Here is a 23,855-nt window from a genome sequence, read left to right as displayed (position 1 = left end):
ATAGGGCAAAGGGTCATGATAGCAGCATACGCCATCCCCACCGAGGGGTGGAGCGCCCTGCCGCTTTTGTAATATCAGGACAGAAAAATAGGGTATTTTTGTTCAAATATTGCGCAAAAAAGGCTTCCGTCGTTGACATTCAATCATATCCCCGGCCTGTATAGGGCATGAATTCATTACAGAAACCATGATGTCATCCCTGTTCGCCCTCTCCCTCGCATCGCTGGCGATCGTAGCCGTCGTGGTTCTGATTGCGCGCTTCAGGATCAACCCGTTCATCGTGCTGTTCGCGGTCTCGCTGGCGCTGGCGCTGGGGGCGGGCATGCCGCCACAGAAGGCCATCGCATCGTTCGAAGCCGGCGCGGGGCGCGTGCTGGGGCACGTCGCGACCGTCATCGCGCTGGGCACCATGCTGGGCAAGATGCTGGCGGAATCGGGCGGGGCCGACCGGATCGCGGTCACGATCACCAGCCTTGCGGGCAAAAAGCGCGTCAGCTGGGCCATGATGGTGATCGGCCTGCTGGTGGGGCTGCCGGTGTTTTTCGAGGTCGGGTTCGTCCTGCTCATCCCGCTGGCGTTCACGCTGGCGCGGCGGACCAATACGCCGCTGCTGCTGCTGGCGCTGCCCATGGGGGCGGCGCTGTCGGTCACCCACGCCATGATCCCGCCCCATCCCGCAACGCTGCTGGCGCTGTCGGCCTACCATGCGGATATCGGGTGGACGATCCTGTGGGGGATCGTGATCGGCACGCCGGTGGCGGCCCTTGCCGGGCCGGTTTACGCGCGCTTCATCGCCGGGCGGATCGGGCCGGTGCAGCCCTCCGCGCTGGAGGCACAGTTCGTCAACCACGACGTGCCCGAAAACATGCCCGGTTTCGGCATTACGGTCATGACCATCCTGTCCCCCGTCATCCTGATGCTGGTGGGGTCGATGGCCGACCTGGTGGCAACGGCGCATACGCCGCTGAACAACGCCCTGCACTTCATCGGCAATACCGACATCGCCCTGGCGCTGGCGACGCTGCTGTCGTTTCAGGTCTTTGGCGCGGCGCGTGGATTCAGCCGTGAAACCATCCTGAAATTCACCAATGACTGCCTGGCCCCCACCGCGCTGATCATGCTGCTGGTCGGCGCGGGCGGTGGTTTCGGGCAGGAGCTGGTCGATAGTGGCGTGTCGTCGGCCATTACCGACCTGGCGGTGGGGGCGCGCGTGCCGCTGCTGGTGCTGGCATGGCTGCTGGCGGTGGTGGTGCGGGTTGCCACCGGGTCGGCCACCGTGGCCATGAGTACGGCGGCTGGCATTGTCGGGCCGATCCTGCTGCGCACCCATGCGGCGTCACCCGAACTGATGGTGATCGTGACCGGGGCCGGGTCCGTGGCGCTGGGGCCGCTGAATGACGCGGGGTTCTGGCAGATCAAGGAATACCTTGGCCTGTCGGTCGGGCAGACCATCAAGACATGGTCGGTGATCGAGACCCTGATTGCCGTGCTGGGACTGGCATTCGCGATGATGATCTCGCTGGTGGTCGGATAGATGAGGGATGATTGCGAGATAAGCAGTTGATAAAAAGCACGGATGGCTCTGCCGCCATTTTCAAAAAGGCAGCGCCTTTCGAAGCTTTTTGAAAAAAGCTTCACCAAAAACTTCTTTTAATTTTCAGGCCAGGTTATGTGCCAGCACATTCACCGCCAGCGCCTGATCCACTCCTTCTTTACCCAGTGCCGCCAGCACTGATGCAGGGGCCTGCCGCACGGCGCGGCAGGCATCGGGCAGGATGAAGGTTGCAAACCCCGCCCGGACCGCATCGCGCGCGGTAGCCGCCACGCAGTAATCCAGTGCGACCCCCACCACGAATACGCGGGTAATCCCCCTGCCCTTCAGCAGGCCATCCAACCCAGTGCGACTGGTATGGTCGTTGTCTTCAAAGGCGGAATAGCTGTCGACGGCGGGATGCAGCCCCTTGCGCAGCACCACGCCGATATGCCCCTGCGCCAGCGCGGGCGAAAGGTCCGCCCCGGGCGTGCCCGCCACGCAATGCGCGGGCCACGGACCACCTTGCCCAACAAAGGACACATGTCCTGCCGGGTGCCAGTCCTGTGTTGCGACGATTGCGCCAAACGGCAGGTTGCATAGCGGGTTGATCAGGGCAGGCAGCCCGTCCGCACCCGGCACCCCAAGAGGACCGCCGGGCATGAAATCGGCCTGCATGTCGATAATCAGCAGGGCATCCGTGGCGGTTATGCGCAGGGACATGATCCGTCTTTCCCTTCAGAACCTGCCTGAAAACAAATCATTGATAAAAACAAAAGTTTTTGGTGAAGCTTTTTTCAAAAAGCTTCAAAGAACGCCTCTTTCTTGAAAACAGGCGGCATCCAAAAACTTTTCCTGATTTGCAGGGTAGCCATGATGAATACCACAAACAGAAAATCCGGGCGGAAGAACCACCCGGACCATCATGTTCAGCTTCTGGCGTAGGGATTGCTTGACGCCCGCAGCAGCAGCCGGATTGGCGTGCCGGGCAGGTCAAACGTCTCGCGCAGGCCATTGACCAGATAACGCTGGTAATCTTCCGGCAACTGGTCCGTGCGGGTGCCGAACACGATGAACGTGGGCGGCCGGGCCTTGGCCTGCGTGATGTAGCGCAGCTTGAGCCTGCGGCCATCGACCAGCGGCGGCGGATGGCGTTCGACCATCATCTCGAACCACCGGTTCAGCGCGCCGGTCGCGACACGGCGGTTCCACACGTCATAGGCGCGGCGCACGGTGGGCAGCAGCTTGTTGATCCCCGCCCCCGTCATGGCGGAAAACGCAACGACGGGTATGCCGCGCATCTGCGCAAGCGATGTCTCGATCCGGTCCTTGATGGCCTGCCGGGTCGCGGCCCGGTCCTCCACCGCGTCCCATTTGTTCAGCGCCAGCACGCAGCACCGGCCTTCACGCTCGATCAGGCGGGCGATCTGCAGGTCCTGTTCATGCACGCCCAGCGTCGCGTCAAGCACGAGGATGACGACCTCCGCCATCTTCAGCGCCTCGATCGAGGCGGAGACGGACATCTTCTCCAGCGTCTCGTCAATCCGCGCCTTGCGGCGCAGGCCAGCGGTATCGACCAACTGGATCGGCCCCTGGTCATCATGCAGCATGACGGCAATGGAATCGCGCGTAAGCCCTGGTTCCGGGCCGGTAATCATCCGCTCCTCGCCCAGCAGGCGGTTCAGCAGCGTGGACTTGCCCGCATTGGGGCGGCCGACAATGGCAAGGCGCAGCGGACCGGGGGGGCGGATGTCCTCTTCTTCCTCGCCTTCCGCCTGTTCGCGCCGGGTGCGGCGCGTGGCCTTGTGCACCGGCGGCAGGTCGGTGGGCGGCAGCCGGTCGGCGATTTCGGACATGAGGTCGGCCACACCTTCCCCATGCTCGGCGGAGATGGCCAGCGGCGCGCCAAGGCCCAGCGAGAACGCCTCCATGGCGGCGGCGGCCCCCTGCCGCCCTTCCGCCTTGTTGGCGACCAGCAGCACGGGACGGCCCTGGCGACGCAGCCAGTTGGCGAAATGTTCATCCGCCGGCGTCAGGCCGCTACGCGCGTCAATGCAGAACAGCACAAGGTCCGCGTCCGCCACCGCGGATTCGGACGAGGCCCGCATGCGCCCGTACAGCGTATCGGGGGCCGCTTCTTCCAGCCCCGCCGTATCGATGATGCGGATGGCGCGGCCACGCACGACGGCCTGCCCTTCCTTTCGGTCGCGGGTTACGCCGGGGGTGTCGGCCACAAGCGCCTGCCTGCGACCGACCAGCCGGTTGAAAATGGTCGACTTGCCGACATTTGGCCTGCCCGCGATCACGACAACCGGCAGCGCATCCACTGGCGCGGATGGAAAAGATGAACTCACTGCGGCAACTTTCTTTTTAACTGTAGGCGATAAGGTAGCCGTTATTGTCCAGCAGCAACAGCAGATTATCGACCACGATGGGCGCGGTCGTCACCTGGCCGGGCAGCTTGTGCAGGGATTCGATATGCCCCTGCGCCGGATCGATGATGGCGACCCCGTTTTCGGGGAAGCTGGAAACAAACACCAGCTTGCCCCCCGCCAGAAGCGGGCCGTTCCATACGATGCCGCGCTTCTGCTTGTCTGAATTTTCGTACTGGCGCAACTGCGTGATCCAGCGCACATGGCCCGAAAGCCGGTCGAGGCAGGCCACCTGCTGGTCCATGGAGATGATGAAGATCCAGTCCCCGATCACCAGCGGCGTGTTCTGCCCCGAAATGCCGCGTTCCCACAGCCTGCGGCCCGAACGCATGTCAATGGCCACCAGCACCGCGCCGGTGCTTATGGCATAGGCCGTGCCATCGGCGATGACCGGCATGCCATGCACGCACGAAAAGTCGATCAGCGCCTGCTGCCCGTTGGTGCTGCCCAGCGTGTCGGCCCACACCACCTCGCCCCCTTCGGCGCGCAGCGCCACAAGGTCGCCCGACCCGAAACCGGCCAGCACGACGCCCCCCGCCACGGCCGGGGCCGGCTGGCCATATATGACGGTATCGGCGGCGGTCGCGGCGTATGTCCACAGCACGTTGCCGTTTTCGGCGTCAAGGCAGTACAGGTGTTCGTCAATGGTGCCAAGGAACAGGCGGCCGTTGGCGACGGTTGGCGCCGACCGGCCGGGGGTCTGGACGTTGACCCGCCATTTCAGCTTGCCAGTCGCGGCGTCCAGCGCCAGCGCCTGCCCTATGCCATCGACGACATACAGCGTGTCGCCATCGACGCTGATCCCGCCGCCCAGGTTGTCCGAACGCATCTTGCGCGGCTTGGGGTTGTATTCCCACAGCTTGTGCATCGCGGGCCAGCGATAGGCCCGGATCACACCCTGCGCGTCCATGACGAAAATGCGGCCGTTCTGGACCACCGGCGGGGCCTGGATAATGCCGCGCCCGCTTGTGCCCAAGGCGACGTAATACAGGGGTTCGGGTTCGGAAATGCCCGCGCCGATATCATGCGTCCATTCATGCCGCATGGCCCCGCGCCAGGCGATGTCCATGCCCACATGGTCGGGATTGACGCCCGACTGCGGCCATGCGTGCAGCGCCGTGGGGGCGGGCACGGTCACGGCCTGCGTTTCTTCGGGGTCAACCGTCAGGCCGGCCTTGGTCTGCAGCACGTCGGAACGGTGGCCGATCAGCAGCGGCTTCTTTTTCTGCGCGCCGGAACAGGCGGCCAGGGCGGGCAGCAGCGCGGCCCCGGCACCAAGTAACGCGTGGCGGCGGCTCAGGGCTGGTTTCATGGTCTTCCTGTCTGTGGGCATGGGGGTATCATGGGTCGGGTCAGCCACCTGCGTCCGCCCCCATGGTCTGCAGCATGGCTTCGGCGCGGTTGCGCACGCCATCGGTTACGGACATGTCCATGGCCAGGCGTTCCAGCCGGGCGCGGGCATCCGCTTCCCTGCCGGTGCGCAGGTCAAGCATGGCCTCGGCCTCGATGGCCTGGGCGCGCCATGGCTGGCCCGCGCCATCCAGCACCGCAAGGCGTGAACGCAGGGTGGCGGGGTCGCCGCTGTCGATCTGGTGCTGGACCCACAGCAGGCTGGCAAGCGCGGCAATGACCGGGTCGGTGGCGTGTTCCTGCGCCACGCCATCCCACAGGGCAAGGGCGGCGGGCAGGCTGCCGCTGCCAGCCAGCAGGGCCGCGCGTTCCATCCGCGCAAGGATGCGCAGCGGCGGCCGTGCCCGGCCATCCAGCGCCGCAAGCGCCTGCAGCCCGGTTTTCTGGCGCGTGGTCAGCGTTCCATCCATGCCGGTGCTGTCGGGCGCGCGGGCGGTATCCTGCATGGCGGTGAAATAGGCCGCCGAGACCGCCGCATCCGCCTTGTGCGCGCGGGAGACGGAATACTGCCACCCCCCGGCCCCGATGCACACCACCGCGACCACGGCCCCCGCGACAGCCAGATAGCGGCGCGCCAGCGCCCGGATGCGTTCGGCACGGATTTCCTCATCGACTTCCGTGAAGATGTCGTCAGCCACGTTCCTGTCGTTCCCTGCTCGCTTGCGCGGCGCCATGCGCACGGCGCGTCGTGATTGTCGATCCCACCATATCCGGCCTGAAACGGCACGGCAAACCACCATATCGGGGTGGGTGCGCCATGATCGGCCATCCTGCCTGTCCGATCACATAGACCGGCCCGTTTTCCACCGCCAGCCGTAAGCATGGCGGAAATGCAGAAAGTTCGGGTTTTTCACCGTTCCCGCCCCTACCTGTCACGCAGCAGCGCCCTGGCGGAGGCCACGACCTGCGCCACACTCAGCCCTTCCATCGGGGCATTGCCCACCGGGCCGGGGGCCATGGCCACCCGCGCCCACGGCCCGGATGGCGCGTATTCCGATGCCCGGCTACGCCCGAACAGGCCCAGCGTGGGAATCCCGCACGCCGCCGCAAGGTGCATCAATCCCGAATCATTGCCAATGAATAGCGTGCACCGCCCCAGCAGCGCCGCCACCTGCGTTACCGACAGGTTGCCCCCCGTATCCAGCGCGTCCGGCAACTGCTCCAGCACCGCCTGCGCGCGCGCGCGTTCAGCCTGCCCCGGTCCGTACAGGATCACCGGCCGCAGGGACGGGTCATCTTCCCGAAGCGCCCTGAACACCGCGACAAACCGCCCGGCGGGCCAGATCTTGCCATCCCAGTTGGCGGTGGGGCCAAGGGCGACCCAGCGCGGCCCGTCGGGCAGCATTCCGGCAGCCCGCGCGCGTTCCGCCGCACTGGTCCACACAACCGGCAGGGGAGCCGGATCAAGGCCCAGCAGGTTGCCGATATGGGTAATGCGCCGCCCCGGCCTGCGCCCGCCACGCATGACATGGCGCCGGCCCGCGCGCAGGAAATAGCTGACGACCGACCCGCGCAAATCCACGCACAGGTCCCATTTCGTGCCCCGGCACTGCCGCCACAGTTCCAGCCAGTGGCGGTCCCATGGCTGCTTGACCATTTCGATGGTGCGCACGCGGCGTGGCATATGCGCGAACAGCCCGGCGGCCACCGGCCCGCAGGCAATGGTGAAATCCGCCTGCGGGTAGCGCCGCAACAGGGTGTCCAGCAGCCCGGTGGACAGGATGGCATCGCCCAGCCGGGTGGAGGTGATGAACAGGATATGCATTTTCCCGGTGCTAGTCAGGTTTTGCTTATGTGCCAACCTCTCTTTACCCCTTGCCTGAGGGCGCGGGCATGGCCAGATTGCGCATATGGCCAGAATTGCTCATCTTTCCGATCGCGCCGTCCTCAGCATATCGGGTGCGGATCGCGTCTCCTTCCTGCAGGGGCTGGTGTCCAACGACATGGCGGCGGTGGCGCCCGGCCATGCCGTGTGGACCGCCTTCCTGTCGGCGCAGGGCAAGTGGCTGGCTGATTTCTTTGTCTTTGCCGACCCCGAGGGCGTGCGCCTGCTGCTCGATTGCGACGCGACACAGGCCGCCATGCTGCGCCAGGGCCTGTCGCGCTACCGCCTGCGCGCGGATGTGGAGATCAGCGAGACGGGATACGCCGTCCATGCCGCATGGGGGGAAGGCTTCACCGCGCCCGACGGCTATCCGGCCGCCCCCGACCCGCGCCTGCCGCAGGCGGGGTGGCGGTTCCTGCTGGGGCACCCGATCGCCGACCCTTCGGCGGATGATGTCGATTACGACCTGCTGCGCCTGTCGCTTGGCCTGCCCGATGGCGTGCGGGACTGCGAAAGCGGCAAGACCCTGCTGCTGGAAGCCAATTTCGACCAGTTGAACGGCATTTCGTGGACCAAGGGCTGCTACATGGGGCAGGAACTGACCGCGCGCACCCGGTATCGTGGGCTGGTGCGCCGCCACCTGCTGCCGGTAACGTCCCACCATGACCTGCCCGCCCCCGGCACGCCCATCCTGTCCGGCACGGCCACGGTGGGGGAGATGCGCTCCTCCCGCGACAAGGTCGGCATGGCGATGATCCGCAACGAACACATCAACGACACGGGCCTGACCATAGGGGGCCACGCGCTGCACGTGCATGTGCCCCAGTGGTTTGCCCTGCCCGCCAGGGCGGAGTAGCAGTACGCCCACCAGCTTTTTCCAAGGTTAGAGAGACATGCCCTACACTCCCCCGGACCAGGCCGTTCGCGCGGCCATGATCGACCGGGTCAGGTTCAATGAAGACGGCCTGATCACGGCCATTGCCCAGCAGCATGACAGCGGCGAGGTGCTGATGCTGGCATGGATGAATGCCGAGGCACTGGATGAGACACTGCGTACGGGCCGCGTGTGCTATTATTCACGCAGCCGCCATGGCCTGTGGCGCAAGGGGGAGACATCGGGGCAGGTGCAGGCGCTGGTTGACGCCCGCCTTGACTGCGACCGTGACGCCGTGCTGCTGCTGGTGGACCAGAAGGGGGTTGCCTGCCACACGGGGCGGCGCAGTTGTTTCTACAATGCGCTCCGCCCCGAAGGGATCGTGGAAATAACCCAACCGGACATCGCAGCGGAGACCCTTTATGGCAAGAAAGCCTGACACGACAGTGGTAAGTGACGAGGAAAAGCGCGAGCAGGTCAGCAAGCTGGTCTGGATCGGCATTACCGTGCTGGGCACCATCATCATGGGCATATTCATGCTGCGCGCGGAGCTGCATGCCCTGATATCGGAAAACGAACCCCTGCCCCCCAGCACCTCGGCGCCTGCTACGCCGGGTGTTCCCCCGCCTGCCGCCCCAACGCAGGGCCAGCCCCCAGCAGGTCCATGATCTCGGCTGCCGCAGCCTGCGCCGGGTCCGCGCCGGGTCCGCGCAGGGCGGCGCGGACCCGGCCAAACCCCGCGCGTTGCAGGCTGCGGCTCTGCTGATCCGCCAGCAGGCGCTCAACGGTCCGGGCCAGCAGTTCGGGCGTGCAGCGTTCCTGCAGCAGTTCCGGCACCAGCCTGTGGCCTGACAGCAGGTTGACCATGGCCACATACGGCACCCGGATCAGCCGCCGCGCCATGGCCGCTGTCAGCGGATTGACACGGTAGGTCACCGCCATGGGCACATTGGCGATGGCCAGTTCCAGCGTGGACGTGCCGGATTTGGTCAGGGCCGCATCGGCCGCGGCAAACGCGTCGTGCTTGTCATCCACATCCGTCACGATAACGGGCTGGACCGGCCATTTCGCCACCCCCCGGCGCACGATATCCGCAATGACCGGGGCCACCGGCACCACAGGCACGATACCGGGCACCCGGCGTTGCACGATGGCCAGCATGCGCCCGAATACCGGCAGCAGGCGCGGCGCTTCGGACCGGCGGCTGCCGGGCATCAGCACCAGCACCGGCGCATCCGCCGCGATGCCGTGGCGGGCGCGAAAGGCGGGGCCGGAGCCGGTATCCGCCCCGGACTGCAGGACGGGGTGGCCGACAAAACGCGCCTCGATCCCGTGGCGGGCGAAGAATTCCGGCTCGAACGGCAGCAGGCACAGCATGCGTTCCCACAGGCCGGGGAATTCGCGCACCCTGTGTTCACGCCATGCCCAGACCTGTGGCGCGACATAATGCAGGCGGGGAATGGACAGCGGCGCGATCCGGCGCAGCAGCCGCAGGGTAAAACCGGGACTGTCGATGGTAATGACCAGGTCGGGCCGCCGGTCGGTAATATCCGCCACCGCCTGATCCAGCCTGCGCGACAGGTGCCGGACCTTGGGCAGCACTTCCATAAGGCCCATGACGGCAAGGTCACGCAGCGGGAACAGCGTATGCAATCCCTGCGCGTGCATGCGCTCCCCGCCGATCCCCACAAACCGCACATCGGGACATAGCGCGCGTAACGCCGCCATAAGGCGGCCACCCAGCACGTCACCACTGGCCTCCCCCGCCATGATCCAGATGGTGGGGCTGGTGGAAACCGTCGTGGCGGACGCGCGTGCGGGGAAAGTGTCAGTCATGCCTGACCGGCTTATCGTGTCGGGTCAGGCAGCGCAAATGCCTGTTGTAAAAATTGCGGTCCCGCTTGCCCGGCACCGTCATGAAAACCTGTGGCTGACCGGGTGGACAATATCGACAGGGGACGGAACCCATGCCTGCCGGTGCCTTTCCGCCCCAGACAGACCCGTTGATAAAAAAGCAATGAAAGTGTCCGGGTGCCGCCTTTTTTCGAAAAGGCGGCGTTCCTTGAAGCTTTTTGAAAAAAGCTTCACCAAAAACTTCCTCATGATTTCCAGGGCATCGCGCAAATACGGGCGGCAACACCACGGCGCTGACATGAAGTGGCGTTTTTCCCCTTTTTCAGTGCGTTTTAAGCAGGTCGCGTATGGTCACGCGGATATCATCGGGCAGCGGGACATAACGCAGCGCAAGGGCCGCGTCGTTGCCGTGCTGCATGCTCCAGTCAAAGAAGGCGCGCACCGCCCTGCCCTGTGGCGTGTCGGCCCGGTCGGTCGGGACCAGCACATAGGTCGCGGCCATGATGGGCCATGCGCCCGGACCCTCCCCATCCAGCACATCGGCGGAATGGCTGTCATCGCCCGCCCAGTGGGCGGTGGTCACGGCCTGCGCGAAACTGTCCGGCCCGGCGGTGACCAGATCGCCGTGGTGGTTGCGCATTCCGGCAATCGCCATGTGGTTGCCCGCCGCATAGGCGTATTCCAGATAGCCGATGCTGCCTTCGGTATTGCGCACGGCGGCGGCGATGCCGTCATTGCCGCGCGCGCCCTCGCCCACCGGCCATTCGATGGATGTCCCGCTGCCCTGCGCCCGCGCCCATTGGGGGGAGACACGGCCAAGATAGGACGTAAACACGAACGTCGTGCCCGACCCGTCCGCGCGCCGCACCGGGGCCACCGGGATGGCGGGCAGGGACAGGCCCGGATTTTCCGCGGCAATCCGGGGATCATTCCACATGGTGATGTCCCCCGCATAAAGCCGCGCCAGCAGTTCCCCCGTCAGGCACAGGCGGCTGGTATCCACACCGGGCAGGTTCACCACCGGCACGATCGCCCCCATGACCGTGGGAAACTGGATCAGGTGGAACTGCGCCAGTTGCGCCGCCGTCATGGGCGCGTCGGAGGCACCGAAATCCACCGTACGGGCCTTGACCTGATTCTGCCCGGCACCCGAGCCGATGGTCTGGTAATTCAGGCGGATATCCGTCGCATGCGCGGCCCCTTCCCCCCACGCGCCATAAATGGGCGCGCCGAAGCTGGACCCGGCCCCGGTGATTTCCGTGGCGTGGGCGTGGCCGCAGGCCAGGCCCAGCACAACCGCCATCCCCAGCCCGATGCCACGCAGCCGGTACCGATCAGCCACGCAGGGTGGCATTGCAGCTTTTCTGCGCGGCTGCGACAACCTGATCACAGACAGCTTCGATTTCGGCATCGGTCAGGGTCCTGTCCATTGGCTGAAGGGTTATCTCCACGCCCAGCGACCTGTGCCCCGCCGGGATCTTGTCGCCTTCATAAACATCAAACAGGCTGACGGCCACAATCAGGTTGCGCTCCGCCCCCCTGACAGCCTTCAGCAGCTTTTCCGCCGGAACATCGGCCGTCACCACAAAGGCGAAATCACGCTTGAGCGGCTGGAAGGTGGACAGCACCGGCGGCGTCCTGCGCTTGCGCCTGGGTTCGGGCACCGCATCGGGATACAGCGTGAACGCACACACCGGCACATCAATGCCGCGCGCGGCCAGCAGGGCGGGATGCAACTGCCCGAAATGCCCCAGCACCAGCTTCGGCCCCTGCCGGATCACGCCCGAGCGCCCGGGATGGTAATAGGACGGGGCATCGGTGGTGATGCCCAGCCCCTCCATCGCCGCCCCCATGGCCGCCAGCCCCGCCAGCGCGTCGGCCTTGGCCTGCCACAGGTCCACCGGCTGCGCCGCTTGTCCGGGCAGGCGCGGGGAATGGCCGCTGCGGATACCGGCGGCCACCAGCTTCTGCCCCTCGGGGCCAAAGCCGGGTCCGACCTCAAACAGGCCAAGATCGGGATAGCCACGCGCCGCGTTGCCCTTTACCGCCGCCAGCAGGTTGACCAGCGGCGTGGGCCGCATCTGGTCCAGGTCGGCCGCGATCGGGTTGAGCAGGTGCAGGTCCGTGGGCGTTTCGCCAAATTCGGCCGCCTGATCCTGTGCCACAAATGAAAAGCCCACCGTTTCCAGCAACCCGCGCGCGGCAAGCTGGCGGCGCAGGCTGGCGACACGGCCCTGACGCGGGGTGAAGGCTGGCACCGGCACGGCATTGCCCACCGGCAGGGACACCGCGGGCACGCTGTCCAGCCCACGCAGGCGCAGCACTTCCTCGATCAGGTCCACTTCGGGATCAATCGCCGCCGCCCCCTCGGCCGCCGCCTGCGCGCGGGCGGGCGGCAGGTCGGGCTGCTGGTCCAGCAGCATGGGCGTTGCGATATCATTGCGCCATGAGGGCACATCCACCACCACATGCCGCGCGTCGCATTCGCGCACCCTGAAACCCAGACCTTCCAGCAGGTGCACGGCGTGGTCGGGTTCCTCCACCAGTCCGCCCAGCGTTTCCAGACGGGCGAATTCCAGATGCGCCTGCCGCTGCCATGCCGGTTCCGCCCCGGCGGAAACCACGCTGCCCGCTTCCCCGCCACACAGGTCAAGGATCATGCGGGTCGCGGCTTCCAGAGCCGCTGGCGGTAAAGCCTGGTCCACGCCGCGTTCAAACCGCTGGCGGGCATCGGAATGCAGGTTGTGCCGCCGCCCCGACAGGGCGATGGTCACCGGATCGAACAGCGCGCATTCCACGAATACATCCGTGGTGCCGTCACTGACCCCGCTTTCGGCCCCGCCCATGATACCGGCCAGCGACTGCACGCCGCGCCCGTCGGCAATCACGCAGTCATCGGGCGTCATGACGTGTTCGCTGCCATCCAGCGCGGTAAAGGTTTCGCCAGCACCTCGGCAGATGGTCAGTTCATCGCCCATCAGCCTGTTCACGTCGAACACGTGCAACGGGCGGCCAAGGTCGAAGGCGAAGAAATTGGTGATGTCCACCAGCGCGGAGACCGGGCGCAGGCCCACGGATTCCAGCCGCCGCTTCAGCCATTCCGGGCTGGGGCCGTTCTTTACGCCACGGATGACACGCCCCAGCACCCACGGGCAGGCTTCGGGGAAGGTGATGCGCCAGTTGATGGGGGTATCAAAACGCCCTTCCACCGTTTCCGCAAGCCACGGCTTCAGGCTGCCAAGCCCCGCCGCCGCAAGGTCGCGCGCCACGCCACGCACCGCCAGCGCGTCGCCACGGTTGGGGGTGATCGCGATATCGATGACCGGGTCATCCAGCTTCGCGAACAGCGGATAGGACTGTCCCGGCGCGGTCCCTTCGGGCAGTTCGGCAATGCCGTCGCTTTCCGCGCCCAGTCCCAGTTCACGCAGCGAGCATAGCATGCCGCCACTGGCCTCGCCCCGCAGCTTGCCGGCCTTGATGGTGATGCCGCTGGCGGGAATGAAGGTGCCCGGCGGGGCAAAGATCACATGCAGGCCCGCACGCGCGTTGGGCGCGCCACAGACGACCTGCACGCGCTCGAACCCCTCGCCCGCATCGACCTGGCACACACGCAGGCGGTCGGCATTGGGGTGCTGGACCGCTTCGATGATGCGGGCGGTGCGGAAGGACGCAAGGGACGCGCCGGGGTCTTCAACGCCTTCGACTTCCAGCCCGATGGTGTTCAGCGTGGCGCAGATTTCTTCAACCGTCGCCGTGGTCTCGAGATGCGCGCGCAGCCATGACAGGGAAAACTTCATCGATCACAGACCTTCGTGCAGCAGGGCGGGAGACAGGGGACTGGTGCCGTAATGGCGCAGCCAGCGGACATCGCTTTCGTAAAACGACCGCAGGTCGGGAATGCCGTGGCGCAGCATGGTCAGCCGCTCGATCCCCATGCCAAAGGCAAAGCCCTGCCACTGCCGCGCGTCCAGCCCGCAATTGGCCAGCACGCGGGGATGGACCATGCCCGCGCCCAGTACTTCCAGCCAGTCATCGCCCGCGCCGATCTGCCCGGTCCTGCGCGACCAGCCGATATCGATTTCCATGGACGGTTCGGTAAAGGGGAAATAGGACGCGCGGAAGCGCACCGGCAGGTCCGGCATCTGGAAAAACGCACGCAGGAAATCCGACAGGCATCCCTTGAGGTGGCCCAGCGTGATCCCCTTTTCGATCACCAGTCCCTCGCACTGATGGAACATGGGCGAATGGGTGGCGTCATGGTCGGCGCGATAGGTACGGCCGGGGGCGATGATGCGGATGGGCGGCTCATGCCCCAGCATGGTGCGGATCTGCACGCCCGATGTCTGGGTGCGCAGCACGCGCTCGGGCTGGCCCTCGGCTTCGGGCGGCAGGTAGAACGTGTCCTGGTCCGTGCGGGCGGGATGGTGCGAAGGCGTGTTCAGGGCGGAGAAATTGTGCCAGTCGCTTTCGATATCCGGGCCTTCGGCGATCTGGAAGCCCATCGCGCCGAAAATGGCGGCCATTTCCTCGATCGTGCGGGTGATGGGGTGCAGCGCGCCCTCGGCTTCCGGCGCGCAGGGCAGTGTTACGTCCACGCGCTCGGCCGCAAGCCGGGCGTTCAGTGCAGCCGCCTCAAGCTCCTGCCCGCGCGCCTCGATCAGGCGGGTCAGTTCGTCGCGCAGCCGGTTCAGGGCAGCACCCCGCGTGCGCCGCTCATCCGGTGTCATGCGCCCAAGCTGCTTGAGGAGTGCGGTCAGGCTGCCCGACTTGCCCAGCGTGCCGACGCGCACCGCATCCCACGCGCGTTGGTCGGTCGCGGCAGCGAGTGCCTGAACTGTCTGTTCCCTAAGGGTTTCGAGATCGTCACTCATAGCACCTCGCACAGGCTCACGTCGGGCGGGCTGGCAAGGGGTATCTACCGGCGGGCCAGACCCGGCGCATGGAATTGCGCCCGCCACCGGCAACGGGTACGGCACGGGCATTGCATTAAAAACAAAACGGGCCGCCCGATGGGACGACCCGTTTCGTGGACCTGTCGCCACGCGGGCGCGGGACAGGGTTCAGGCCAGAGCGGCCTGCGCCTTCTTCACGATTTCAGCGAAGGTCGCCGCATCGTCATAGGCAATGGCGGCGAGGACCTTGCGGTCGATCTCGATGCCGGCCTTGTCCAGGCCGTTGATGAAACGGCTGTAGGTCAGGCCATGTTCACGCACGGCCGCGTTGATGCGCTGGATCCACAGGGCGCGGAATTCACGCTTCTTGTTGCGGCGGTCGCGATAGGCGTACTGGAGCGACTTTTCCAGACGTTCCAGCGCGATGCGGTAGTTGGTGGAGGAACGGCCCCGGAACCCCTTGGAGAGTTCGAGAACCTTCTTGTGGCGGGCGTGGGTGGTTACGCCGCGTTTCACACGTGCCATGTATCAGGTGCTCCTTATGCCAGACCGTAGGGCGCCCACTGCTTTACAGTGCGGCCGTCCATTTCCGTCAGCACCTGCGAACCACGGTTCGTGCGCTTCATCTTCTGCGAGCGGTTGATCAGGCCGTGGCGCTTGTTGCCCGGACCTGCCAGCACCTTGCCGGTGGCGGTGATCTTGAACCGCTTCTTGACCGATGACTTGGTCTTCATCTTGGGCATTTTCTTCTCCTGAATGTCTGGTGCCCGTGCCTTTGCCCGCCCGTTACGGCAGGCGCAGGCACTCCATTGCGGCCGGGCATGCCCTACAGGCCCGGACGCGCGAACAGGCAGGCTATAGACAACCCGCCCCCCGCGATCAAGTCCCTTCCGCGCACATGCATGCGCTTTCCCCCACCCGCGCGGTGCTGTAGGGGGAAATGACAGGCTGGAAACAGGAGTAAAGCACAATGACACAACGCGTTGCCTACATTACCGGCGGCAGCCGCGGCATCGGCGCCGCCATTGCGAAATCACTGGCGCAGGATGGCTACGATATCGCCATTTCCTACGCCCGCAACGAACAGGCGGCACAGAAGACGGTTACCGAGGTCAAGGCGCTGGGCCGCCGGGCCATGGCCATACGCTGCGATGGCGAAGGCAATGGCAACCGCGCCGCCATCCGGCGCGTGGTGGCCGAGATGGGGCGGATCGACGCGCTGGTGTGCAATGCCGGCATCTACCCCTATGGCGACGTGGCCGACATGACGGACGAACAGGTCGATGCGGTGCTGGGCCTGAATGTCCGCGCCGTGATGATCGAAACCATCGAGGCCGCGCGCCACATGACGCAGGGCGGGCGGATCATCCTGATCGGGTCGACCTTCGCCGACCGCTCCCCCTTCCCCGGCATTTCGCTGTATTCGGCGTCCAAGTCGGCGCTGAACGGGTTTGCGCGGGGCGCCGCGCGTGACCTTGGCCCGCGCGGGATCACCATCAACGTGGTCCAGCCCGGCCCGATCGACACGGACATGAACCCCGCCACTGGCCCCGCCGCCGACATGCTGCGCAGCTTCATGTGCCACAAGGAATACGGCACGGTCGGCGATATCGCCGCCGTCGTCTCGTTCCTTGCCAGCCCGGCGGCCAGCTTCATCACCGGGTCCGCCCTGACAACGGATGGCGGCCTGGCCGCCTGACCGGGTGGATGCGCGCAAGGCGCTCCCGCCGCGCGCGCATTTGCCCCGCCGCCATTTGTTGTGGAACCTGCCCGGCCAGACATGGTATGGTCGGGCCATGAAAACATTCCGGCTCCTCATACGACCGTGCACGCCAGCCAGATGGAACGTGAACGGGATAATGAGGACAGAAGATGCCAGAATCGGACGATTTTGATTTCCTGATCGCACTGGAAAGCGGCGCACATGACGGGGAGGAACCATCCCCCCTCGCCGATGCAGCGCCTTACCGGCCCGACCCCTGCACCTATGTCCGTGTCCTGCCGGAACATTACCAGTTCCCGGAACACAGGCGCAGGACCCAGCCCGATCCTTATGAATCGGTGCGCAGGCTTGCCCATCCCGTCAAAATTCATGAACCAGCCGACATCCGCGCCCGCATCCGGGACGTGGAGCAGGCCTGCCCCCACGCCCTGGACGCCATCAGGGCCATGGCGCAGGCCGACCTGAAACGGCTGGAATGGGGCACGCCGGGCATTGCGCGGCCCGTGCTGCTGGTGGGGCCACCGGGATGCGGCAAATCCACGGTGGCGCGGATGTATTACCGCACGCTGGGTTACGAGGTCATGGCCATGAATGTGGGCGCGATGGGCGATCCCCTGTCCCTGACCGGCACGCACCAGACATTTGGCGACGCCAAGCCCTCCACCATCGTGGAATGCCTGGCCGCGACCGGCATGGCCAACCCGTGCGTCATCCTTGATGAAGTGGACAAGGCTCCGACCGAGGGCCGGTTTGGCAGCGTGCAGAACGCGCTGCTGCAATTCCTCGACAGGGGCGAATGCACGCAGTTCCGGGATGTCTTCCTGAATGTGCCGGTTGATGTCAGCCGCGTGCGCTGGGTCCTGACGGCCAACGACCTGTCCACCGTGTCGGAACCGCTGAAATCACGTTGCCATATCATCCATGTGGACAGCCCGGACACCACCCACGCCCCGGCCCTGTCCCTGAACATCATTCGCCAGATCGAACAGGAACGGAACCTGCGGCCGGGCTGGTTCACCCTGGATGGCGTGGAGCAGCGCGTGCTGGCGCAGAATTTCACCGGCGACATGCGAGCGCTCCGGCGCATGGTGGAAATCATTGTGGACCAGCAGGTCAGGGACTGGGCAAAATGCTGACCCGGGGGGCCGGGCATCATAAAAAACGGGCATATGATACCAACACCACGACGCCACCCCGGCACGGGGTCCATATGGAAGGACACGAAATACCGTCATCAACTTCCTGTCCGTCGAAACCGGCCCGGCCCATGTCATAAACGGCATTGCCTAATCCTGATGGATGCCAGCCGCACATGTGCATGAATTTTGCGACCATTGCCTTTGATGGCAACGGGAATGACTGGGGATACCTCAGCGATATGGATGCAAGCACCACGCATCCATACGAAAAGACCTTCGGCCATCCCGCCCCCGAAGTCCTTAGAGGCTGTTTGAAAACAAATCATTGATAAAAAACAATAAAAGTTTTTGGGTGCCGCCTTTTTCTCAAAAAGGCGGCGTTCTTTCGAAGCTTTTGCAAAAAGCTTCACCAAAAACTTTCTTTAATTTTAACGCGCTATCATGATCTGACTTTTCAAACAGTCTCTAAGGACACATCCGGAACCCGCGCGGTCAGGCATCCATCAGGCGGACATGGCCGCTATCCTGAGCATTGGCCCGCGCGCATGCGAAATCGGGCGCATTGCCTGCATGCACCCTGAAACAGGACATGCCAGCCGCACCAGAAAACATATGATATTCATGGGAATAAATGGCTGGGGGACCTGGATTCGAACCAGGGCTGACCGGGTCAGAGCCGGTAGTTCTACCGCTAAACTATCCCCCAGCAAGGAGAAAGCGGCGCGATGCGCTGCGGTGATCAGGCATATAGCCGCCAGCCATTCGGGGCGCAACCCCTGCATTGTCTTTTTTGCGAATTTTCTCTTTTGTCTTGCGTTTTATGCAGAACACTCAACACAATAGGTAATACCTTGGCCGTCAACGGGTTTGGATGAACATGGTCCAGCAGACGCTCAGCGCAAAGATACGCCCGCAGGGGAACATCCCTTCCCCCGCTTCCGCGATGAATCGCCGTGCCCTGCGCGCACCATTGTATGCCGCCATTGACCTTGGCACCCATAACTGCCGCCTGCTGGTCGCCCGCGCGGGGGAGCAGGGCCTGCGTGTCATCGACAGTTTCAGCCGCGCCGTGCGCCTGGGCGAAGGGCTGCACCATTCCGGCCAACTGGCGGAAGCGGCGATGGACCGCACCATCAACGCCCTGCGCACCTGTGTGGCGCGCATGGGGCTGTACGACCTGCACGGCCATCGCGCCATCGCGACCGAGGCCTGCCGCCGCGCGGGCAATGGCATGGATTTCATCGCCCGCGTCCTGCACGAAACCGGGCTGGACATTTCGGTCATTTCCGCGCGGGAGGAAGCCGAACTGGCGCTTGCGGCCTGCAATTCCCTGCTGCAGTCCCACCCCCACGCCACCGGGCGGGGCCTGCTGTTCGACATCGGCGGGGGATCGACCGAAATCGCATGGGCGCGAATCGACCGCGCCGCCGGGCGGCATGACCTGTCGGGCTATGTCAGCCTGCCAACCGGCATCATGACCGTGGGCGAACGCCACGGGGCGGACATCTTTACCGACCGGGGCTATCGCGCCGTGGTCAGCGAGATCAGCGACATGCTGCGCGGGTTTGATGACGTGCACTGCATTACCCGTGAAATCGCGCGCGGCAATGTCATGCTGCTGGGCACCAGCGGCACCGTCACCACGCTGGCCAGTCTGGCGCAGGGACAGGACCGCTACGAACGCGCCGGGATTGATGGCAGCAGCCTGTCGGTACCCCATGCGCTGGCCCTGGTGGACAGCCTGCGCCGGTCGGGCATGGACGGGCTTGCGCGCAATCCGCTGATCGGCCCGGAACGCGCGCGTTACATGCTGCCCGGCTGCGCCATATTCGAGGCCATCGCCACCACATGGCCCATGGCCGAGGTCACGGTGGCAGACCGGGGATTGCGCGACGGACTGCTTTTACGCATGATTGGGGACCGCAGGCGACATGGCGGCCTTTCCGCCCCGCCGCCTTCCTTCCCCCTGCATAATCGTATGGAGCACCGGGTCAGTCCCTGACCGCGTCCCGTCATGAAACAGCGTTCCACTACCCGCATACCGGGCAAGGCCCGTACCAGCAGCCTGACACCCGGCACAGGCGACAGCAGCACGGACGGACGCGCCGCGCAGGCCAACCGCACCAAGACCGTCACGGTCAAGAAGGCGCGCGGCCGCACCACCGCCCAGCACCGCTGGCTGCAGCGCCAGCTTAACGACCCGTATGTGCAGGCTGCCCAGAAACAGGGCTGGCGTTCCCGCGCAGCCTTCAAGCTGATCGAACTTGATGACCGCTTCCATATGATAAAGCCCGGCGCGCGGGTGGTCGACCTTGGGGCCGCGCCCGGCGGCTGGGCACAGGTCGCGGTCAAGCGGGGCGCTGCCGAGGTGGTGGGCGTGGACCTGCTGCCGGTTGACCCGGTGCCGGGGGCGACCATCATCGAAGGGGATTTCAATGACCCCGACATGCCCGACCGCCTGACCGGCCTGCTGGGCGGGCGTGCCGACGTCGTGATGTCGGACATGGCCCCCAACACCACCGGCCACGCGCCCACCGACCACCTGCGCATTATCGGGCTGGCGGAACTGGCGCTGGATTTCGCCACCCGCATCCTCGCCCCCGACGGCACGTTCGTGGCCAAGGTGTTCCAGGGCGGGTCGGAAAAGCAGATGCTGGCGGACCTCAAGCGCATGTTCACGCAGGTCCGCCACGCCAAGCCCCCGGCCAGCCGCAAGGAATCGAGCGAGCTTTACGTGGTGGCCACCGGCTTTCGCGGCCGCGACAGCGCCGAAGGCTGACCGCGGGCCGCGCCGGCTGCCCCCGCGGGGTCAGTCAACGTGATGGTCATCCCACAGCCATGCCGCCCCGCGCACGCCCGAACTGTCGCCATGGCGGTTGCGCACGATCGGCGTGGTGCAGTTGGGGGTGATGACATAGCGGCGCATCAGGCGCGGCACGCGTTCGTAGATCGATTCAAGGTTGGACACCCCGCCCCCCAGCACGATCACGTCGGGGTCCATGAAGTTGATCGCCATGGCGCAGGCCCGCGCCATGCGGTCCATGTAACGGTCCAGCGCGCCGATTGCGGTCAGGTCGCCGGCCTCGGCTTCCTGTTCGATATGGGCCGCGCTCCGGTGGCCGGGTCCCTTCCAGTCCTGCGCCAGCGCCGAACCGCTAAGGAAACGTTCCATGCACCCTTCGTTTCCGCAGAAGCACTTGGGCATGGGGAATTCCTCCAGCCGTGGCCACGGCAGCGGCACATGGCCCCATTCACCGGCAATGTGGTTGCGGCCGATCAGCAGTTTCCTGTCGATCACGATTCCGGCCCCCATGCCGGTGCCGATGATCACGCCGAATACACTGTGATGACCCGCCCCGGCCCCGTCGATCGCCTCGGACAGGGCGAAACAGTTCGCATCGTTCTCGATCCGGACATCGCGCCCCAGTGCCGCCGTCATGTCACGGATCAGCGGCTGGTTGTTCAGCCACGTCGCATTCGCGTTCTTGATGACGCCCGTATCGGGGCTGATGGAACCGGGAATGCCGATTCCCACCGTGCCCGTGCCCCCCAGTTCCTTGTCCACCCCATGGATCAGGTCACACATGGCCCCGATGGCGGCGGGATAGTTGCCGGGGTTGGCAATGCGCCGGCGCACGCGTTCGCTCCCATCCATCGCCAGGGCTGCGATTTCGATCTTGGTGCCCCCAAAATCAATTCCAATACGATAGGTGGCCATCCAGAGTCTTTCTTTCATCATGTTTTATCAGTGGCGCATTTTCTTTTATGATCGTACCTGCACGCAACAGCAAACCCTGATGCACAAGCATAGCTGCCCACCACCAAGGAGACATGGCCCCCCATGAGTGAGATCCTGCTAGACGCGCGCGGCCTGACATGTCCCCTGCCCGTGCTCAAGGCCAACCGCATGCTGCGTGGCCTGCCACCGGGCGCGCGGCTGCGCGTGATCGCGACCGACCGGGCATCCGTTGCGGATTTCCAGGCTTTCTGCCGTGAAACGGGCCATGCCCTGATCGCCTTTGGCGAGGAAGGCGGCACGCTGTCCTTCGTCATCCGCCGCAGGCCCGACCCCGACGCGGCGCCCCAAGGCGCGCCCCGCCCCGCATAGGTGCCAAAATAGCGTAAAACCAGTTGTCCCCTTGGCAGGATGCCCCCCAAGGATGTAATGCCTGCGCCAGCCAAGTTATTTTCAGGAAGCACCACCAGCAGATGACCGACGACCTGACCAACCTTTCATTCGAGGACGCACTGGCTGAACTTGAAGCCATCGTGCGGCAGCTTGAGGTCGGCCAGCTCAGGCTGGAGGACGCGATCACGTCCTATGAACGTGGTGCCGCCCTGCGACAGTACTGCCAGAAAAAACTGGACGAGGCCGAGGCCCGCGTCCAGGCGATTGTCCAGCGCGCCGATGGCGCGCTGGATGCAAAACCGATGGATTGATGCACCAGATGAGCCAAACAACAGCAACCTCGTCCCAAACAGACGGTACGGATCGCATGGTCCGTCTGCGTGCATCCATGTCCGCGCGCGCCAGGGCGATCGAGGGCATGATCGACCGCCTCCTCCCGCGCGTCGAAGGGGGCGAGGCCCGCCTGGTCGACGCCATGCGCTATGCAACGCTGGGTGGCGGCAAGCGCCTGCGCGGCTACCTGGTGGCCGAAGTGGCCAGCCTGTTCAGGGCCAGCGCGGAAGGGGCCGACCGTGTCGCGGCATCCGTCGAGATGCTGCATGCCTATTCACTGGTGCATGATGACCTGCCCGCGATGGATGATGACGACCTGCGCCGTGGCCAGCCCTCCACCCACCGCAAGTTCGATGAGGCCACCGCCATCCTCGCCGGTGACGCGCTGCAGACCATGTCGTTCGACATCCTGGCCAACCCGCTGACGCATGCCAGTGCCGATGTGCGCATCAACCTTGTCCGCGCGCTGGCCGATGCATCGGGTGCTGCGGGCATGGTCGGTGGCCAGATGATCGACATGGAAGGCGAAGGCCGCGCGCTGTCGCTGGAAGAAGTCGCCCGCCTGCATGCGCTGAAAACCGGCTGCCTGATCCGCTATTCGGCCGAGGCCGGGGCCATCCTGGGCCAGGCCAGCGATGACGTGCGGCAGCGCATTTCCGCCTATGGCCGCGACCTTGGCGCCGCCTTCCAGATCGCCGATGACGTGCTGGACGCCACCGCCAGCGCCGAGGAACTGGGCAAGACCGCAGGCAAGGACGAAGCCGCCGGCAAGTCCACCTATGTCGCCCTGCTGGGCGTGGCAGGGGCAGCACAGGAAGCCCGCCGTGTTGCGGAACAGGCCCTGTCCCATATCGATATCTTTGGCCCCGAGGCTGATCGCCTGCGCGATCTGGTCCATTACGTGGTCGAGCGCAGGAACTGAGTGACATGACCGACACCAAGACGCCAGCCGACATCCCGACCCTTGGGCGCTACCCCCAGCTTGACCGGGTGCGCATGCCGCATGACATGCGCAACCTTTCGGTGGAGCAGCTCAAACAGCTGGCGGATGAACTGCGGTCCGAGACGATTGATGCCGTGTCCACCACCGGCGGGCACCTTGGCGCGTCGCTGGGTGTGGTCGAACTGACCGTGGCGCTGCATGCCGTGTTCGACACGCCCGACGACCGGGTGATCTGGGATGTCGGCCACCAGGCCTATCCGCACAAGATCCTGACCGGGCGGCGCGCGCGCATCCGCACGCTGCGCCAGCCAGGCGGGCTTTCGGGCTTCACGCGCCGTAGCGAGAGCGAATACGACCCGTTTGGCGCGGCGCATTCCTCCACCTCCATTTCCGCCGGCCTCGGCATGGCCGTCGCCCACCACCTGCGCGCGGAGGAGGACCCCTCCTACCGCGAGCGCAACGTGATCGCGGTGATCGGCGATGGCTCGATCTCGGCGGGCATGGCGTACGAAGCCATGAACAACGCGTCGCATTGCGGCCCGGGCGCCGAGCGCCTGATCGTGGTGCTGAACGACAACGAGATGTCGATCGCGCCCCCGGTGGGCGCGATGTCGAACTACCTCTCGCGGCTGATGTCCTCGCGCAAGTTCCTCTCCTTGCGCGAACTCGCCGCCAAGATGGCCAAGCGCCTGCCCGGCCGGCTGGAGCGCACGGCGAAGAAGGCGGATGAATACGCGCGCGGCATCATGACCGGCGGCACGCTGTTCGAG

The 23,855-nt window shown here is 65.3% G+C and carries 25 protein-coding genes and 1 tRNA gene; 12 read left to right on the top strand and 14 right to left on the bottom strand.

Going from position 1 to position 23,855, the window contains the following annotated elements:
- The first annotated feature begins 190 nt into the window (after window positions 1-190).
- A complete protein-coding gene (locus CFR76_RS03530) occupies window positions 191-1,534 on the top strand; it encodes a GntT/GntP/DsdX family permease (protein WP_110556062.1) in 1,344 nt (447 codons plus the stop codon).
- Between the two features lie 123 nt (window positions 1,535-1,657).
- Here the strand turns inward: CFR76_RS03530 and CFR76_RS03525 are convergent, their stop codons facing one another.
- The 5 genes from CFR76_RS03525 to CFR76_RS03505 all read right to left on the bottom strand — a co-directional run bounded on the left by CFR76_RS03525 (window position 1,658) and on the right by CFR76_RS03505 (window position 7,138).
- A complete protein-coding gene (locus CFR76_RS03525; RefSeq protein ID WP_110555877.1) occupies window positions 1,658-2,254 on the bottom strand; it encodes a nicotinamidase in 597 nt (198 codons plus the stop codon).
- Between the two features lie 206 nt (window positions 2,255-2,460).
- The gene (gene der, locus CFR76_RS03520; protein WP_110555876.1) at window positions 2,461-3,885 is read right to left on the bottom strand and encodes a ribosome biogenesis GTPase Der; all 1,425 of its coding nucleotides are present in this window, start codon (window positions 3,883-3,885) and stop codon (window positions 2,461-2,463) included.
- 16 nt (window positions 3,886-3,901) lie between these two features.
- Window positions 3,902-5,275, bottom strand: a complete 1,374-nt coding sequence (locus CFR76_RS03515) for a PQQ-like beta-propeller repeat protein (RefSeq protein WP_110556061.1) — start codon at window positions 5,273-5,275, stop codon at window positions 3,902-3,904.
- A 40-nt stretch (window positions 5,276-5,315) separates the two neighbouring features.
- Window positions 5,316-6,011, bottom strand: a complete 696-nt coding sequence (locus CFR76_RS03510) for a hypothetical protein (protein WP_110555875.1) — start codon at window positions 6,009-6,011, stop codon at window positions 5,316-5,318.
- A 227-nt stretch (window positions 6,012-6,238) separates the two neighbouring features.
- Entirely contained in the window at window positions 6,239-7,138 is a 900-nt protein-coding gene (locus CFR76_RS03505; RefSeq protein ID WP_110555874.1) for a glycosyltransferase family 9 protein, read from the bottom strand.
- 85 nt (window positions 7,139-7,223) lie between these two features.
- Here CFR76_RS03505 and ygfZ point away from each other — a divergent pair, with 85 nt between their 5' ends.
- The 3 genes from ygfZ to CFR76_RS03490 are packed head-to-tail and all read left to right on the top strand — an operon-like array spanning window position 7,224 to window position 8,740.
- On the top strand, window positions 7,224-8,054 hold the full coding sequence (gene ygfZ, locus CFR76_RS03500; protein WP_110555873.1) for a CAF17-like 4Fe-4S cluster assembly/insertion protein YgfZ: 831 nt from the start codon (window positions 7,224-7,226) through the stop codon (window positions 8,052-8,054).
- 37 nt (window positions 8,055-8,091) lie between these two features.
- Entirely contained in the window at window positions 8,092-8,511 is a 420-nt protein-coding gene (gene hisI / locus CFR76_RS03495) for a phosphoribosyl-AMP cyclohydrolase (RefSeq protein ID WP_110555872.1), read from the top strand.
- Window positions 8,495-8,740, top strand: a complete 246-nt coding sequence (locus CFR76_RS03490) for a hypothetical protein (RefSeq protein ID WP_110555871.1) — start codon at window positions 8,495-8,497, stop codon at window positions 8,738-8,740. The genes hisI and CFR76_RS03490 overlap by 17 nt, the downstream gene beginning before the upstream one ends.
- On the opposite strand, the gene lpxB is transcribed toward CFR76_RS03490, so the two are convergent.
- The 6 genes from lpxB to rpmI all read right to left on the bottom strand — a co-directional run bounded on the left by lpxB (window position 8,679) and on the right by rpmI (window position 15,561).
- Entirely contained in the window at window positions 8,679-9,908 is a 1,230-nt protein-coding gene (gene lpxB, locus CFR76_RS03485) for a lipid-A-disaccharide synthase (protein ID WP_110555870.1), read from the bottom strand. The genes CFR76_RS03490 and lpxB overlap by 62 nt on opposite strands.
- 340 nt (window positions 9,909-10,248) lie before the next feature.
- Window positions 10,249-11,280 (bottom strand): phosphate ABC transporter substrate-binding protein PstS, encoded by a 1,032-nt coding sequence (gene pstS / locus CFR76_RS03475; RefSeq protein ID WP_110555868.1) that lies wholly within the window; start codon window positions 11,278-11,280, stop codon window positions 10,249-10,251.
- A complete protein-coding gene (gene pheT / locus CFR76_RS03470) occupies window positions 11,261-13,723 on the bottom strand; it encodes a phenylalanine--tRNA ligase subunit beta (RefSeq protein WP_110555867.1) in 2,463 nt (820 codons plus the stop codon). Before pheT ends, pstS begins: the two co-directional genes overlap by 20 nt.
- Window positions 13,724-13,726: 3 nt before the next feature.
- Entirely contained in the window at window positions 13,727-14,797 is a 1,071-nt protein-coding gene (gene pheS / locus CFR76_RS03465; protein WP_110555866.1) for a phenylalanine--tRNA ligase subunit alpha, read from the bottom strand.
- Between the two features lie 189 nt (window positions 14,798-14,986).
- Complete coding sequence (gene rplT / locus CFR76_RS03460; protein ID WP_010513542.1) at window positions 14,987-15,343, bottom strand: 50S ribosomal protein L20; 357 nt, start codon at window positions 15,341-15,343, stop codon at window positions 14,987-14,989.
- Window positions 15,344-15,357: 14 nt separating this feature from the next.
- On the bottom strand, window positions 15,358-15,561 hold the full coding sequence (gene rpmI / locus CFR76_RS03455) for a 50S ribosomal protein L35 (RefSeq protein WP_007400447.1): 204 nt from the start codon (window positions 15,559-15,561) through the stop codon (window positions 15,358-15,360).
- Between the two features lie 227 nt (window positions 15,562-15,788).
- On the opposite strand from rpmI, the gene CFR76_RS03450 reads away from it, so the two are divergent.
- Together CFR76_RS03450 and CFR76_RS03445 are read left to right on the top strand one after the other, a co-directional pair.
- On the top strand, window positions 15,789-16,517 hold the full coding sequence (locus CFR76_RS03450) for an SDR family NAD(P)-dependent oxidoreductase (RefSeq protein WP_110555865.1): 729 nt from the start codon (window positions 15,789-15,791) through the stop codon (window positions 16,515-16,517).
- 173 nt (window positions 16,518-16,690) lie between these two features.
- Window positions 16,691-17,677, top strand: coding sequence for an AAA family ATPase (locus CFR76_RS03445; RefSeq protein ID WP_110555864.1), 987 nt, complete (start codon window positions 16,691-16,693; stop codon window positions 17,675-17,677).
- Between the two features lie 134 nt (window positions 17,678-17,811).
- Here CFR76_RS03445 and CFR76_RS18215 read toward each other — a convergent pair whose 3' ends face one another.
- Window positions 17,812-18,090 carry a hypothetical protein gene (locus CFR76_RS18215; RefSeq protein WP_208623922.1) on the bottom strand — a complete coding sequence of 93 codons (279 nt, stop codon included), beginning with the start codon at window positions 18,088-18,090 and terminating at the stop codon, window positions 17,812-17,814.
- A 222-nt stretch (window positions 18,091-18,312) separates the two neighbouring features.
- A tRNA-Gln gene (locus tag CFR76_RS03435) sits at window positions 18,313-18,386 on the bottom strand.
- A gap of 165 nt (window positions 18,387-18,551) precedes the next feature.
- Here CFR76_RS03435 and CFR76_RS03430 point away from each other — a divergent pair.
- Both CFR76_RS03430 and CFR76_RS03425 read left to right on the top strand, forming a co-directional pair.
- The gene (locus CFR76_RS03430; protein WP_110555863.1) at window positions 18,552-19,682 is read left to right on the top strand and encodes a Ppx/GppA phosphatase family protein; all 1,131 of its coding nucleotides are present in this window, start codon (window positions 18,552-18,554) and stop codon (window positions 19,680-19,682) included.
- A 12-nt stretch (window positions 19,683-19,694) separates the two neighbouring features.
- On the top strand, window positions 19,695-20,459 hold the full coding sequence (locus tag CFR76_RS03425; protein ID WP_110555862.1) for an RlmE family RNA methyltransferase: 765 nt from the start codon (window positions 19,695-19,697) through the stop codon (window positions 20,457-20,459).
- 30 nt (window positions 20,460-20,489) lie between these two features.
- On the opposite strand, the gene CFR76_RS03420 is transcribed toward CFR76_RS03425, so the two are convergent.
- A complete protein-coding gene (locus CFR76_RS03420) occupies window positions 20,490-21,398 on the bottom strand; it encodes an ROK family protein (RefSeq protein ID WP_110555861.1) in 909 nt (302 codons plus the stop codon).
- Between the two features lie 123 nt (window positions 21,399-21,521).
- Between CFR76_RS03420 and CFR76_RS03415 the strand changes: the two genes are divergently transcribed.
- From CFR76_RS03415 to CFR76_RS03400, 4 genes are all read left to right on the top strand, one after another.
- Entirely contained in the window at window positions 21,522-21,788 is a 267-nt protein-coding gene (locus CFR76_RS03415; RefSeq protein ID WP_110555860.1) for a sulfurtransferase TusA family protein, read from the top strand.
- Window positions 21,789-21,889: 101 nt separating this feature from the next.
- On the top strand, window positions 21,890-22,120 hold the full coding sequence (locus CFR76_RS03410) for an exodeoxyribonuclease VII small subunit (protein ID WP_025438679.1): 231 nt from the start codon (window positions 21,890-21,892) through the stop codon (window positions 22,118-22,120).
- Window positions 22,121-22,128: 8 nt separating this feature from the next.
- Window positions 22,129-23,064 carry a polyprenyl synthetase family protein gene (locus CFR76_RS03405; protein ID WP_408884348.1) on the top strand — a complete coding sequence of 312 codons (936 nt, stop codon included), beginning with the start codon at window positions 22,129-22,131 and terminating at the stop codon, window positions 23,062-23,064.
- Between the two features lie 5 nt (window positions 23,065-23,069).
- A partial coding sequence (locus tag CFR76_RS03400; protein ID WP_279628919.1) for a 1-deoxy-D-xylulose-5-phosphate synthase N-terminal domain-containing protein occupies window positions 23,070-23,855 on the top strand: 786 nt, incomplete at its 3' end.

It is taken from the genome of Komagataeibacter swingsii (assembly GCF_003207895.1).
GTDB classification, from domain to species: domain Bacteria; phylum Pseudomonadota; class Alphaproteobacteria; order Acetobacterales; family Acetobacteraceae; genus Komagataeibacter; species Komagataeibacter swingsii.
The sequence above is the reverse complement of the archived record's forward strand: the minus strand, read 5'-3'. Positions and strand labels throughout refer to the sequence as shown.

Coding starts and splice junctions, on each gene's coding strand:
- CFR76_RS03525 (WP_110555877.1), bottom strand. CDS start 2,254: ATGTCCCTGCGCATAACCGCCACGGATGCCCTGCTGATTATCGACATG.
- CFR76_RS03420 (WP_110555861.1), bottom strand. CDS start 21,398: ATGGCCACCTATCGTATTGGAATTGATTTTGGGGGCACCAAGATCGAA.
- ygfZ (WP_110555873.1), top strand. CDS start 7,224: ATGGCCAGAATTGCTCATCTTTCCGATCGCGCCGTCCTCAGCATATCG.
- CFR76_RS03445 (WP_110555864.1), top strand. CDS start 16,691: ATGCCAGAATCGGACGATTTTGATTTCCTGATCGCACTGGAAAGCGGC.
- lpxB (WP_110555870.1), bottom strand. CDS start 9,908: ATGACTGACACTTTCCCCGCACGCGCGTCCGCCACGACGGTTTCCACC.
- hisI (WP_110555872.1), top strand. CDS start 8,092: ATGCCCTACACTCCCCCGGACCAGGCCGTTCGCGCGGCCATGATCGAC.
- CFR76_RS03505 (WP_110555874.1), bottom strand. CDS start 7,138: ATGCATATCCTGTTCATCACCTCCACCCGGCTGGGCGATGCCATCCTG.
- rpmI (WP_007400447.1), bottom strand. CDS start 15,561: ATGCCCAAGATGAAGACCAAGTCATCGGTCAAGAAGCGGTTCAAGATC.
- CFR76_RS03450 (WP_110555865.1), top strand. CDS start 15,789: ATGACACAACGCGTTGCCTACATTACCGGCGGCAGCCGCGGCATCGGC.
- CFR76_RS03530 (WP_110556062.1), top strand. CDS start 191: ATGTCATCCCTGTTCGCCCTCTCCCTCGCATCGCTGGCGATCGTAGCC.
- CFR76_RS03415 (WP_110555860.1), top strand. CDS start 21,522: ATGAGTGAGATCCTGCTAGACGCGCGCGGCCTGACATGTCCCCTGCCC.
- pheT (WP_110555867.1), bottom strand. CDS start 13,723: ATGAAGTTTTCCCTGTCATGGCTGCGCGCGCATCTCGAGACCACGGCG.
- CFR76_RS03405 (WP_408884348.1), top strand. CDS start 22,129: ATGAGCCAAACAACAGCAACCTCGTCCCAAACAGACGGTACGGATCGC.
- CFR76_RS03410 (WP_025438679.1), top strand. CDS start 21,890: ATGACCGACGACCTGACCAACCTTTCATTCGAGGACGCACTGGCTGAA.
- rplT (WP_010513542.1), bottom strand. CDS start 15,343: ATGGCACGTGTGAAACGCGGCGTAACCACCCACGCCCGCCACAAGAAG.
- CFR76_RS03430 (WP_110555863.1), top strand. CDS start 18,552: ATGAACATGGTCCAGCAGACGCTCAGCGCAAAGATACGCCCGCAGGGG.
- CFR76_RS03425 (WP_110555862.1), top strand. CDS start 19,695: ATGAAACAGCGTTCCACTACCCGCATACCGGGCAAGGCCCGTACCAGC.
- pstS (WP_110555868.1), bottom strand. CDS start 11,280: ATGCCACCCTGCGTGGCTGATCGGTACCGGCTGCGTGGCATCGGGCTG.
- CFR76_RS03515 (WP_110556061.1), bottom strand. CDS start 5,275: ATGAAACCAGCCCTGAGCCGCCGCCACGCGTTACTTGGTGCCGGGGCC.
- pheS (WP_110555866.1), bottom strand. CDS start 14,797: ATGAGTGACGATCTCGAAACCCTTAGGGAACAGACAGTTCAGGCACTC.
- CFR76_RS03490 (WP_110555871.1), top strand. CDS start 8,495: ATGGCAAGAAAGCCTGACACGACAGTGGTAAGTGACGAGGAAAAGCGC.